General features: G+C 65.7%; 11 protein-coding genes and 2 pseudogenes. 1 reads left to right on the top strand and 12 read right to left on the bottom strand.

Annotated features, from left to right (window positions below; translation table 11 throughout):
• Nucleotides 1-3 precede the first annotated feature (3 nt).
• The 7 genes and pseudogenes from D6860_RS14950 to D6860_RS14920 form a co-directional block, all read right to left on the bottom strand.
• On the bottom strand, nt 4-660 hold the full coding sequence (locus D6860_RS14950; RefSeq protein WP_076626021.1) for a DUF6927 domain-containing protein: 657 nt from the start codon (nt 658-660) through the stop codon (nt 4-6).
• Nucleotides 660-1,253: a hypothetical protein gene (locus D6860_RS14945; RefSeq protein WP_025042408.1), complete on the bottom strand. Its 594-nt coding sequence runs from the start codon at nt 1,251-1,253 to the stop codon at nt 660-662. The genes D6860_RS14950 and D6860_RS14945 overlap by 1 nt, the downstream gene beginning before the upstream one ends.
• A 77-nt stretch (nt 1,254-1,330) precedes the next feature.
• Nucleotides 1,331-3,314, bottom strand: a pseudogene (locus tag D6860_RS14940) (ParB/RepB/Spo0J family partition protein).
• 159 nt (nt 3,315-3,473) lie between these two features.
• Nucleotides 3,474-3,864: pseudogene (locus tag D6860_RS14935) on the bottom strand (DUF3768 domain-containing protein).
• 87 nt (nt 3,865-3,951) lie between these two features.
• Nucleotides 3,952-4,161 carry a DUF6330 family protein gene (locus D6860_RS14930; RefSeq protein WP_017469169.1) on the bottom strand — a complete coding sequence of 70 codons (210 nt, stop codon included), beginning with the start codon at nt 4,159-4,161 and terminating at the stop codon, nt 3,952-3,954.
• A 23-nt stretch (nt 4,162-4,184) separates the two neighbouring features.
• The gene (locus tag D6860_RS14925; RefSeq protein WP_028288613.1) at nt 4,185-5,123 is read right to left on the bottom strand and encodes an ArdC family protein; all 939 of its coding nucleotides are present in this window, start codon (nt 5,121-5,123) and stop codon (nt 4,185-4,187) included.
• A 40-nt stretch (nt 5,124-5,163) separates the two neighbouring features.
• Nucleotides 5,164-5,634: a hypothetical protein gene (locus D6860_RS14920; protein WP_028288614.1), complete on the bottom strand. Its 471-nt coding sequence runs from the start codon at nt 5,632-5,634 to the stop codon at nt 5,164-5,166.
• Between the two features lie 352 nt (nt 5,635-5,986).
• Here D6860_RS14920 and D6860_RS14915 point away from each other — a divergent pair, with 352 nt between their 5' ends.
• The gene (locus tag D6860_RS14915) at nt 5,987-6,280 is read left to right on the top strand and encodes a hypothetical protein (RefSeq protein ID WP_028288615.1); all 294 of its coding nucleotides are present in this window, start codon (nt 5,987-5,989) and stop codon (nt 6,278-6,280) included.
• 28 nt (nt 6,281-6,308) lie between these two features.
• Here the strand turns inward: D6860_RS14915 and D6860_RS14910 are convergent, their stop codons facing one another.
• The 5 genes from D6860_RS14910 to D6860_RS14890 form a co-directional block, all read right to left on the bottom strand.
• Nucleotides 6,309-6,470 (bottom strand): hypothetical protein, encoded by a 162-nt coding sequence (locus tag D6860_RS14910; protein ID WP_224557872.1) that lies wholly within the window; start codon nt 6,468-6,470, stop codon nt 6,309-6,311.
• Nucleotides 6,471-6,605: 135 nt separating this feature from the next.
• Entirely contained in the window at nt 6,606-7,307 is a 702-nt protein-coding gene (locus tag D6860_RS14905; protein WP_028288616.1) for a VIT1/CCC1 transporter family protein, read from the bottom strand.
• Nucleotides 7,304-9,211 carry a heavy metal translocating P-type ATPase gene (locus D6860_RS14900; protein ID WP_036540305.1) on the bottom strand — a complete coding sequence of 636 codons (1,908 nt, stop codon included), beginning with the start codon at nt 9,209-9,211 and terminating at the stop codon, nt 7,304-7,306. Before D6860_RS14900 ends, D6860_RS14905 begins: the two co-directional genes overlap by 4 nt.
• A 5-nt stretch (nt 9,212-9,216) precedes the next feature.
• Nucleotides 9,217-10,197, bottom strand: a complete 981-nt coding sequence (locus tag D6860_RS14895) for an FAD:protein FMN transferase (protein WP_028288618.1) — start codon at nt 10,195-10,197, stop codon at nt 9,217-9,219.
• Nucleotides 10,178-12,385 carry a PepSY domain-containing protein gene (locus tag D6860_RS14890; RefSeq protein ID WP_028288619.1) on the bottom strand — a complete coding sequence of 736 codons (2,208 nt, stop codon included), beginning with the start codon at nt 12,383-12,385 and terminating at the stop codon, nt 10,178-10,180. The genes D6860_RS14895 and D6860_RS14890 overlap by 20 nt, the downstream gene beginning before the upstream one ends.
• Between the last annotated feature and the right edge of the window lie 4 nt (nt 12,386-12,389).

The following is a 12,389-nucleotide window of genomic DNA, read 5'->3' as shown; positions in this document are numbered from 1 at the left end:
CGGTCAGGAACCGTTCCCGGCAAAGAACTCCGCCAGAACGGGGCTCGCGTCACCCTTCGCGGTGCCGAGAAGCTCGGACCCGGCAAGCGAGGCCTTAGACAGACGCATGAGGCCGCCTGTCTCCTCGATGCGGTAGCAGCGACGCTTCTGCCGCCCGCGCCGATAATGGGTAGCGGTCACGATCTGGCAGGTGCTGCCATCGGTCAGCGTGACGGGCGCAGCGAGCTTGATCCTGTCGCCCTCTTCGTATTCCGGGATCGCGGCCCAGTCGCGGCAGCGCTGGCGCCAGGCATGGGCATGGCTGTCGGGATCCTTCAACTCGGACAACAGGGCAAGAAGACCGAGCGGTGCCCGCGACTCCACCGGCCCGGCGCTCTCCTCCATGTCCTTGTAGCCCCAGCAGCCATCGTCGTAGCGCGTCAGGAAGACGGCCCCGAAGGTGATCGACCCGTCCTCGTCGGTCACATAGGTCGCATCCTCGACCCGCGAGCCGTCGATATTCGTGACCTTCGCTGCCGCATACCAGGTCGAGCCGACCTTGCAGGCCTTGAGCAACAATGTCTTGCGGGTATCCGTCTCGAAAGTGCAAAGCCGTGTGATTTCCGCTTTCTCGTCCGCGTAGGTTTTGACGCGGCGGTCGGTATAGAAAAGCCAGCCCACTATGCTGCCCTCCGGTCATCGATTTCCATCAGCGCATCGAGCGGCACGCGGTAGGGCTGCATGGCGTCAAAATCCTCGCAATTGCCACAGTTCTGCACGATCGCAAAGGTGTCGCAGGCATCCTTGAGGATGACCCTGAAGGTGCCACCGAGGCCCGAGGGCACTTCGTAGGTCCCGCCGATGAGATAGTCCGAGGCCCGGCGCACGAAGACGCGGATGCTGTGGCCATCGGTGGCGAGCCGGATGGCCCCTCGCCCCCGGTCGATGAGCACCTGCACGTCATCCAGGATGTCGGTGTAAAACTGGCCGGTCAGATCGCGAAACGCCATGCGGCGCTGCGCCATCCAGTCGGTGTCCCGAAACGGGTTCATGCCGTCGGCGAAGGCGAAGGAGGGATCGGCCTGCTCGGTGGTAACGATACGGGTGGTCGTGCCATCGATGCCGTTTGAGCGCAGATGCACACCATTGCCGACGATGAGGATCAGGGCCGGCCTGTCCACGGGCCCGTTCCAGTTGGGCAGGAAGGTCTTGCAGGCACGCGCATGTGCGATTTGCGCCGCAACAGCGGAGGCAGAGAACTTGAGAATAGCCATGGGGATGTCTTTCTGTTCGGTTTGGAAGGGTGCGACCCGCGCGGGCGGCATGGTCCACGCGCGGGTCGCGTGAGGACTCAGGCCGCTTGCGCGATGTCGCCGTCAGGCTCCGGGTGTCTCGGCCGCGGGCTCCGCCTCATCACAGGCGACACCGGCTGTCTGCATCATGGGCGGGCACCAGGCGGCCACGGCAGCGCGCTGCGCGTCCGTGAGCGTGGCGAAGGGCTCGGCGAAGAGCTTGTCACAAAAGGCGACGATCTCCTTCTTGCTCGACGAGGCCAGCGTCACCGCCTCCTGGGCGAGACCCAGATCCTCGCCGAGGATCTTCAGGAGCCAAGCCTTCTTGAAGCGGTTGAAGAGCGCCGCATTCGGCGTCCAGTGGGAGCGGATGTCGGGCATGATCTCGATCTCGAACGCATGCATCAGGCTGTCGCGCTGGCGGTCCCGCGCGAAGCAGGACTGCGTGGTGCTGGCCGTGGCATAGGCCACGAGCTTGGCCTTTTCGCCTGCCTCCAGCGCGCGAAACGCCGCGAACTGATCGGCGGGCGCGCGGGTGTCATCGAGCCAGGAGAGGTCCAGCGCCTCATGCGCCGCCGCCACCTGCTCGAGCGAGGTTGCGTCGATCTCGTCCATCTTGGCATGGCTGCGGTATTCCTTGCGGGCATCGATCTTGATCGCCTGCGTGACACTCATGCCGCTGGCCAGAACGTCGCTCACCAGCTTGAAGAGCGTCAGATCGAGCGTAGCTTCCGGATGCAGCGCCATCGCGGCCCCAAGCGCCATGGCTCGCTCGGTCTTGAGGTCCTCAGCCAGTGAGGCCGGATAGGTGATTTCGCCGGCGTCTGGGGCCTCCTCCCCGGTCGGGCTAGCCGAGGAGCCGCGCGCGCCCTCCTTTTTGACGGTGTCTTCCGGGCGGACGAGGCCAACATGGAGGGTCACCTGCCCGCCCGACCAGGACGCGATTACCCCAGACCGCGCGAGGTCCTCGGCGCTGTAGGCCTCCTGCAGGTCGCGGGCTTCCTCTTCCAAGGCGTCCACGCGCTCGTAAAGCGCGTTGTAGGCACCGTCCTCGAGCCCCTCATCCTCCATCTCGAGCTGCAGTTTCTCAAGCTCGGCGGCGATCTCATCGATGCGTTTTTGCGCAGCCTCATCCGGTTCGATCGGGCCGGGATAGACGCGGCCGTAGTCGGCCATGGTCGCGTAATCATAGCGGACCATCGCATCGGCCCAGGCAAAGCCCAGCCTCATACGCGCCTCTTCGGCAGCGGCACCGAGCTTCTCGAGCAAGATGGTCTCGACCAGAGCGGCATCCTCGAGCACGGAATGCTCTTCCAGAAGGTCAGCGGCGACAGCGCCGCCGCGCGCCTCGTAGTCTTCGCGCACGAAAGCTCCGATATCGTCACTGACCTGCACGCCGCGGGATTTGAGCGCCTGGCGGACCGTATAGGCCTGCAGGTAGCTATCTTCCTTGGTGAGCGCCTCGAAGACTTCGCGCTGCACCTCCTGGCTCGGATGCTCCGCAAAGGCCTTCATCGTGTCGAGCGTGATGGTCTTAGCCCGGGCCGCAGCGCGAATGTCGGGGTGGATCAGACCGTAGCGCAACCGGCCTTTCACGGCCGCCACCGTGGTGCCGAAGGTCTTGGCGATCGTCTCGGGCGTCTGGCCGTCGACTTCCATCATCCGGGCGAAAGCCTCGAACTCGTCGATGGCGTTCATGGGGGCCTGGGTGATGTTCTCGGCGAGGGACAGCGCCGTCGTCACGTCGCAATCCTCGGGCACAAGGCGGCAGTCGACCTTGGTTTTCGCGGTGAACCCCTTCTCGCTCTTGTCCGCGACCAGCTCCTTCAGGGCTGCATGGCGCCGTCCACCGGCCAGCACGGCGTATTTGCCGTCGAACTTCTGGACGAGGAGCGGCTGCAGGAGGCCCAGCACAGCGATGCTGGCCTTCAGATGCGCGATGTTCTCGGGGTCATAGGTTTCCGGCGCGTTGCTGCGCACATTGGCGGCATGCGGGACGAGATCGCCGATAGCGACGGTGAGGGGGGCAAAACTTGTGGTCATGGGATATCCTTCCAGATGGGTTAGGTGTGGCCCGCGCCTCTACGCGCGGGACCAATCCCCGGCTTCGGGGATCACCACGAAAAAAGGCCCGCTTTGCCTTTTTTGGGGGCAGCGGGCCTTAGTCGTCTGAGATGTCACGGGGAGGCGTCCCCTGCCCTTCTACCAGTCGCGCGCCAGCATGACGGTCAGTACGCGCATTGTGGTCACGGGATTGCCCGGGCGTTTCCGCCCCGTAGCGGAAATCCGAATCCGCTTCATAGAGATCGATTTTCCAGAACACGGTCTCGCCCCGGATCTCGACCGCTCCGAAATCATGCCATCCCTCGGGATCATTGTCCTGCTCAAAGGTGGTAAACTCACCGGTGGCTTTCACCGCCTCGGCCATAAAGCCGTCACCGGCCTCCATGAGCGAGCGGGTGACATGCATCCGGCCTTGGATGGGCTGCGCGGGCGGCACTCCAAGGCACGCGAGCTTGCGGAACGCGTCGTTCTGCGCGGCGATCACACTCGGATCCGGGCATTCTGTCTGGGGCTGTGCAGTGATGGTCATAGGGCTCTCCTTTGAGAAGTTGAAACACCCTTCCCAAAGCCTGCTTTTTCTTTTCTGCTTGGCGGAAGGACCGAAGCAGAAGGTGCCCTACCCGAACAGCCCCTTGGGTCTGTAATTCGGGTTAGGGATGGTTTCGATCCAGCCGCCTTGGTGCTTGATGCTCTCGAGCGCTGCCGAGAGCGGATAAGCACCCTCGGACGGGCTCCACCAATAGGCACCGCGCTTGAAGGTGATGATCTTGCGGCGGCCGTCTTCAAAGCAGGCCACCCGCAGCGCCTTGGGTTCCTTGCGTGACATGCGAGTCTCCGTTCTCCGTGTGGTCAGGCGGCCTCGGCACTGCGCCCTGCCCTGCCCACCTCCGATCTGGCGATCAGATAGTCGCAGGCGCGCTGCGCATCGGCGGCATGGCGGAAGATCGCACCCTTGTCCGACCGAAGAACGCGCAACCAGTTGTGGAGGTAGGCGGCATTCATCTCGAGCGTATGCGCCGTGAAGCCGAGCGTCTGACCCAGGAACACCGAGGTCAGTTCCGCGACGATCTCCTCGCGCGCATAGGACGTGTTGCCAAACTTCGAGAACCCGAAATCACGGTTCAGTCGATGTGGGGCTTTCGTGGCATGGGCCAGCTCATGGGCCCAGACCCCGTAGAAATTGCGCGGGTCCTGGAACCGCGTGATGGATGGCATATAGACCTTGTCCACGGGGGGCAAATAGTACGCCTCCGTGCCCGTGAAGACGGTTGTGATGTCGATGGCATCGAAAAACGCCTGCATGTGCGGGATCGGCTCGGACGGCGGATGCTCGGGTACGGGCTCCGGGTCAGGGTAGAAACTGTCGGGCAGGCCATCGATCTGGCAGGCATTGAACACGCGATAGGATTTCTGGAAGCGGAAGATGCGGGCTTCCTCGGAGCGATCATCGCCATCGCTGCGGTCGTCCTCGCCGCCCGCGTCTTTCCGGCTTTGGCCGTAATAGACGACGACAGAGGATTTCTCGCCCTTGCGGACCTTTGCGTCCAACGCATTGGCCTGAGGCAGAGTCATCCAGAAGGGAGAGCTGTGGCCCGCCATCACGGTCCGCATCGTCAGCAGGAAGTTGTTCACCCCCTGGTAGGGTTCGCCGCCCACGCGCAGGGGGCGTGAGCTGCCGCCTGCGGTCCAGGGCTTGCGCCACGGCAGGACGCCGCGCTCGATGATGCGGATGATTTCGTTTGTGATGACCTCGGAGGCATCGAATTTGGGCGTGCGGGATCGGGCCATGGCTGGCGTCCTTTCGAGTTTTGGTGAGAGGGAGTGGTGACTAGGTTGACCGACAGAGCCGCGGATCGTTGGTGATGCTCGCGCCGAGCTGTTCGGCCATGTCGATGTAGGTGGTCAGCGACACGGACCTGCCGGGACCCGAAGGTTCAGAGTCGTCCGATCCGTCCCGCGCCACCCGCGGCAGGTTCGCGAAGGCGATGACATCGGTGACGGGTCGGATATCGATGAACGGGGTCCCTTGTGCGACCGCGAGGGCGGCCAAGGGAAAGCGCTTGATCGGCGCGAAGGTCGACACGGTGGTCCAACCGAGATGGAGGAATGTCCCGCCCTCCCCGCAGATCACATGCGCGTTAGGCAACAGCGCCGCCTGCTTCAGATAACCGAGATCACGTAGGACGGTCTCGCGCTCGCGCCGTTGTGCCTGCCCCGTCTGGCCGGTTCGGCGTAGTTCCTTGTGTCGCCACCACGAGGCAGCGGTCGCGCGCAATACGCGCAAGACACCTGTTTGCATGAGAATGCCCTTCATCCGGAACGGCAGACCGGAATCCGGCCCGGACCCATCTGAGGGACCTCAAAGGCCCTCATCCGTCAGTCACAAAACCCGAAGAACACTTTCACTCTTTAGGGATCTGATGCCGAGGAGCGTTAAATGCAAAGCTCATGAGAACGTAGGATCCTCCACTTTCCGGCATCAGACCCCAATGAGGAACAGGATCAGGCCCGGACACCCTCTTTCGGGCATCCTCAGGCCTGACCTCCCCCGGCCCTCCTCTTCCTCTCAAACCCCATGATTTCCGCAGGTGGCTTGATTTTGTTCCTGTTATGTTCTATGTTGAAAGCCACGCTAAGAAGGGAGATCCCCGATGGAAAGCACCACTTACGCCCTGCCCGCGACGCCAAAGCAGATCGCCTATGCGCGCGCACTGGCCCTTCGCAACCAGACGCTTCTGCCGTGTGAGGTTCAGCAAGATCGGCGCTCCTTGAGCGCCTGGATCGACGCACAGGCCAAGCTGAAGCCGGGCACGCAGGACAGCCGCCCGACATCAAAGCAGGTCGCCTTTGCCGAGCGCCTCGCCCGCATCAAGCGCCGCGCCGTGCCGGACGAATGCTTCCGCGACAAGGAGCTGATGTCGAAGTGGATCGATGGGAACAAGTGAAGCTGGGTAGACCCCGCGCTGATCGAGATTACTTCGGCCGATCGACAACGGATGCCCCGCCCGACTTGGCAAGCGCGATCAGGCTGGACTGGATTTTGGATGTGAAGACGGAACTGAACGTGCCGATGGGCGTGCGGTCCTCCCAGACAAAGGACCGCTCCAGAACATCGGTGTTGATCTCGTCCAGCATGACCCATTTGCGGACATGGGTTTATGACCCCACGCGCTGCGACTCGATCTGTGGCACCTCGATGATCAGCACGATGTTGACGAGCGTTGCCGCAACAAGCAGCCGGAGCGGGGTTCTGGTACACCCCATTAACTCCTAGCCTACGGCGACCCCGAACAGCGCACCGACCCCGGCTGTCGCCGCCATTGCAAGCGCTCCCCATAGCGTGACCCGCGTGGCCCCACGGACGACGCCTGCGCCGCCGGCCGAAGCGCCCAATCCGCCAAGAACCGCAAGGCCAAGGATCGTCGATCCCGCCACCAGGGGAGCGATCTGCGCCTCCGAGACCAGCAGCACGACGATCAGGGGCAGCACCGCCCCAACGGCGAAGGTCAGTGCGGACACCAGAGCCGCCTGGACAGGGCGGGCGGTAACGGTTTCCGAAATGCCGAGCTCGTCGCGCGCATGCGATCCGAGCGCGTCACGTTCAGTCAGTTGCACGGCAACCTTTTCCGCCAGGTCGCGGTCCAGCCCCCTTTCAACATAAATCCGGGTTAGTTCCTCGAGCTCGGCCTCGGGCGTTTCCTCGAGTTCACGGCTCTCTCGGGCGAGGTCCGCCTGTTCGGCGTCAGTTTGCGAGCTGACCGAGACATACTCCCCCGCCGCCATCGACATCGCGCCAGCCATAAGCCCGGCCAGCCCGGCGATCATGACCTCGGGCTTGCCGGACCCGGCTGCGGCGACGCCGACGACGAGGCTCGCGGTCGAGACAAGACCATCGTTGGCGCCGAGAACGGCGGCCCGCAGCCAGCCGATGCGATGCACCATATGGATTTCAGAATGTGATAGACGGCTCATGGCGTGGCTCCTTGAACGATGTCAGCTTGCTCTGAAATGATCGCCTGGGGTTTGCCCGTAGCTGGCTCCTGTGGCGCGATGCGCAGCGCGCGCAGGGCGTTCAGGATCACGGCAACGTCGATCACTTCTTGCAGGAGCGCGCCCTGAACCGGCGTGAGGTAGCCGAAAGCGGCCGCGATCATGCCCATGACAGACAGGCCGATCCCGGCGACAACGCTTTCGACCGCGATCCGGCGTGAAGCCCGCGCGATCTCGATGCCGGGCCCCAGCCGGTCGATCCGGTCGACGAGCAGCACCACGTCGGCGGCCTCGGCCGAGGCCGCGGCGCCCCGTGCCCCCATTGCCACGCCTACATCGGCTGCGGCCAGGGCGGGCGCGTCGTTGACACCATCACCCACCATCATCACCGGCCCGTGTTTACGCTCAGAGAGCACCAGCAACACCTTTTGATCCGGCGTCAGACCGGCCCGCAGCCCGTCGAGGCCCAGCCCTTCCGTCACACGCTCGGCCACGTCCGCGCGGTCGCCGGTGGCCAGCAGGATACGCGAGATCCCTTGGCGGCGCAGACCGTCCAGCATGGCACCCGCTCCCTCGCGCAGCGGGTCGGACATGACGAGGTGCCCGGCCATGTGACCGTCAACTGCCACTGCGACAAGGACCGATCCGGCGCCCTTGGCGGGGTGATCGCCCACCATCCGCCCGACCCGGGACGCCACGAAGCCGTCGCCCCCGACGATCACCTCGCGGTCCTCCACACGACCCAAGACCCCTTCGCCCGGGATCTCAGCCACTTCTGTCGGAACGGGCAGTGTGAAGCCCTGTGCCTTGGCGGCGGTGACGATCGCTTGCGCGACAGGGTGCTTGGAGGCCTGATCGAGCGCGGCCGCGAGGCGCAGGATGTCGTCCTCGTTCATGCCATCGTGGCTGTCGATCGAGATGATCTGCGGACGGCCATCTGTCAGCGTCCCCGTCTTGTCGAGGATCAGCGTACGGATGCGCGCCATTGTCTCGAGCGGCCCTGCGCCCTTGATCAAAACGCCAAAATGCGCCGCACGCGAGAGACCCGCGACCAGCGCAACCGGCACGGCAAGGATCAGCGGACAGGGCGTGGCGACCACCAGCACGGCGACCGCGCGGATCGGATCGCCTGTGAACCACCAGGCCGCGAAGGCGATACTGACGGTGACGACCAGAAAGCCCAGCGACCAGCGGTCGGCCAGCCGGGACATCGGCGCTTTGGACGCCTGCGCTTCCTCGACCAGGCGAACGATCCCGGCATAGGTGCTGTCCTTGGCCTCGCGCGTCGCCGTCAGGTCGAAGGCCTCGCCCGCGTTGGTCGATCCGCTCATGGCGTCGGCCCCGCGCGCCAGCCGGACTGGGAGGGATTCGCCGGTCAGCGCCGCGGTGTCGAGGAAGGCGGTGTCGGACGTAACCGAACCGTCCACGGGAACGACATCGCCCTGCCGGATCAGCAGGCGATCGCCCGGTGCGATCTCCTCGAGAGGCACATCCTCAAGACCGCCGTTCCGGTGCCGCGTCGCGGTCCGGGGTACGCGAGATAGAAGATCCTTCATCGAACGACGTGCACGGCCCTCAGCGAAGGCTTCGAGGAAAGTGCCTCCAGAATACATGACTGCGACGACAGCCGCAGCCAAGGTCTCGCCGAAGACAAGCGCCGCCGACATCGACAGCGCGGCAACGATATCGAGGCCCACCTCGCCGCGCCCAATGCTGCGGACGATTTCGACCACAAGCGCTGCCAGCGCGGGAACAACTCCTGCAATCCAGATCAGGTTCGCAACCTCTGGTTGGCCCGCAAGGTAGAATGCGAGTCCCACGATCAGCCCGGTTGCGGCCATCAGCAGGAGTGCGGTCTTGAAGCGATCGGTACGGGTCTGTTCCATGCGGCTCATCTTCCCCCGGCTGAGGCGATTGCCGCTGGTTCTTCGGAAAAAAGACGCCCGACTCCCACGCCCATTGCATTCCCTTCATCATCGCGCAGAAGAAACAGGGCGTCGAGTCCACGTTGTCTTGCGAGGTCCGCACCCCTCTCCGCACCGAGCACCATCAGCGCCGTCGCCCAGGCGTCGGCCTCGGCACAGGTGCGGGCCACGACGGTGACGGAGGCCGGCGAGGCGATCAGCGGCGCGCCACGTCTCGGATCCATGGTATGCGACAGGCGGCGCCCATGCACCTCGACCCAATGGCGGTAGTCACCGGAGGTCGCGACGGCGGCGTCCTGCAGCGCCAGAACCGAATGCGGCGTCCGGCGATCAGGGTCCGGCGCTTCTACCGCGATGATCCATGCCTCGCCATCGGGGCGCAGGCCCATGGCACGCATCTCACCGTCGATGCCGACAAGGGCGTCGGCAATCCCATGATCGCGCAAGGTCTCGGCGAGCCGGTCGACACCGTGGCCCTTGGCGATGCCGTTCAGGTCCAGCGCGACGGGCGCGGTCTTGCGCAACTGCATCCCCTCGATCTCCAGCACCTCCTGAGCCGGGCGGCGGGGGGCGTCCATCGCGGCGCGGATACCCTCGGGCGCGGCGGCCCCGGGCCCGAAACCCCAGGCCGTCACCGCATCGCCCATGCCGATATCGAAGGCCCCGCCCGAGGCACGCCCGATCTCGAGCCCGAGGCGCAGGACCGCCCGCAGTTGCTCCGGCACCACCACCCAATCGCCCACCGGCGCCGCATTGATCCGCATGAGCGCGCTCTCCGCGTTCCACATCGACATCTGCGTGTCCACCTCGTCGACAGCCGCCTGAAGGGCGGCACGAATTGCATCCGTGTCGCGGACCCGATCCGCGAAGAACAGCGCCGACCAGCGCGTGCCCATGGCGGGGCCGTTCAGGGCGATGCGCGCGCGCTCAGTAGACATCTTCGACATACCGCCCCTCTGCCTTTAGGACTGCGGGCGTAAGCCCGGCAGGTGCGAGTATCTCGGCCAACGCATCGCTCACGCCCGTGGCCATGTCGCGCCCGCCGCAGACCATCACACGCGCCCCGTCGCAGATAAGCCGGGCCACCTGCGCCGCGTCGGCGCGCAAGGCGTCCTGCACATAACTGCGCCGCGCGCCGCGCGAGACGGCGGTGACAAGCCGGGTCAACCGCCCCTCAGCCTGCCAGCCGGGCATCTCTTCGCCATAGAAGAAATCGCTGTCCGCATGCCGCATCCCGAAAAACAGGTGCACGGGCCTGTGCCGCGCATTGCCGCGGATGAAGCCCGCCAGCGGCCCGATGCCGGTGCCCGCCCCGATCAGGATCAGCGGGGTGAGACCGCGACCGGCGTGAAAGCCGGGATTGCGCCGCAGGAAGGCCCGGACCGTATCGCCCGGTTCCAGCGCGGTCAGCTGGCCCGAGGCCAGACCGCCCGGATGCTTGCGCACCACGATCTCGACGAACCCGTCGCGCCGGCCCGAGGCCAGCGAATAGAGGCGCGGCATCGGGCTGCCCTGCGGCAGGACGCCGATCAGGTCGCCCGCCTGGAACCGTGCGAAGCCCGTGCCCGTCAGCCGTTGCCACGGCGTTGCGCGCGGCAGGGCGAAGCGCAGGATCGCGGCCCCCGCCTGCATCTCGGCCCCGTAGTTGCGCCGCGAGACGAGGGTCAATGTTTCGGTGCGCGGCGAAACGGGCTGGTGAGAAAGCTCGAGAGAGATGCCAAGCACCTCGCCAAGAGCTCGGCCCCAGCGCGCGAAATCCTGTGGCGATTGGCGGTCGATCGTGTCCAGCGGCATGAGTTCGGCCCAGCCCTTCGCCTGCGCCGCTGCCGCAACGGCCTTGGCGAAGGCGCAATAGGACGGAAAGCTGCGGTCGCCGAAGCCGAGCAGGGCCATCGGGATATCAGGCGCAGGGGCCGACGCGTTCATCCGGTCGAGGAGCCCCTTGGCCGAGGCGGGCGCCGCGCCATCGCCATAAGTCGCGGCGAGGACGATGATGCGCTCTGCACGGGCGTAGCGCTCTGGTGCGAAGCCCGACATCGGGCCAACATGGACGCCCTGCCCCGCTGCCGTCAGCGCGGCATGCAGGGTCGCGGCGAAGCCCCAGGTGCTGCCACCCTCGCTGCCGACAAGAATGATCGTCTCGGCACGGCCCGCGGGCTGGTTGCCCCGGATGCGCGGCCGCCCGCGCCGCCCGGCAAGCCAGATCAAGACGCCGGTCACGCCCATCGCCGGCACTCCGAGCGCCATCATCCCGAGCACAAGGCCGAGCATCGCGGCCCCCTGCCCCGTGTGCAGCATGTAAATGGTTTCCGAGACGCGCTCCCACCCGGTCAGGTCGGCCCATGCCACGAGCGCGCCGGTTCCCTGGTCAAGATAGCCGGTGCCCCGGTCGGTCTTCAGTGTGAACACGTCCGTCGCATCGCCGGGATAGGGAAAGCTCAGTTCGCGCAGCTCGGCGACGGGCGTCTGCAGCAGCGTGGCCATCTGATCGAGAGCGAACCCAATCTCTCCGCTCACTTCGGTGGGATCAGCCGGCAGGACGCCACCGTCCGGCAAAAGATCGAAGGTGGAGGCTGTCATCCAGAGGGCGGTGGTGGAGGACAGAACGAGGCCGATGACGGCGATCCGGGCGATCTCGACATGCAGCCTGCCCGTGAACGGACCGCGCAAGGACGCGAACCAGTGCCGCCATCCGCCCGCCCGTCGCACGACCAGCATAGCACCCGAGAGCGAGAGGACCAGCATCGCCGCGGCCCCGGCGGCCATGGCGATGCGCCCGCCATCCCCGAGGAAGAGCGAGCGATGAAAGTTGGTGAGCCAGCGAAGCGCCTGGTTCGGGTCGGCCGAGGCCACGCCCGCGCCCGTCGCCGGGTCGATCACGGCAGCACCCGGCGCGCCCTGATCGAACCAATAGGCGGTGATCCGACCGGAGGGCGACCGCCGGATCTGCTCGACGCCCGGATAGACGACCTGGATGCGCTCCGCGAGGGTGGCGACTGTCAGGCCAGTCTCCACCTGCGGCGCGGTGATGCGCTCGACTGCCGGAAAGACCGAGAGCGCAGCGCCGCTCAGGCTCAGGATCGTGACGAGCGCGAGTGCCAGAAGACCCGGCCAGCGATGGAGTGTACGGATCATGGCC

It is taken from the genome of Salipiger sp. D13 (assembly GCF_003703915.1).
Lineage (GTDB): Bacteria > Pseudomonadota > Alphaproteobacteria > Rhodobacterales > Rhodobacteraceae > Salipiger > Salipiger profundus.
Note: the sequence above shows the minus strand (reverse complement) of the source record. Positions and strands in the feature narration are given on the sequence as shown.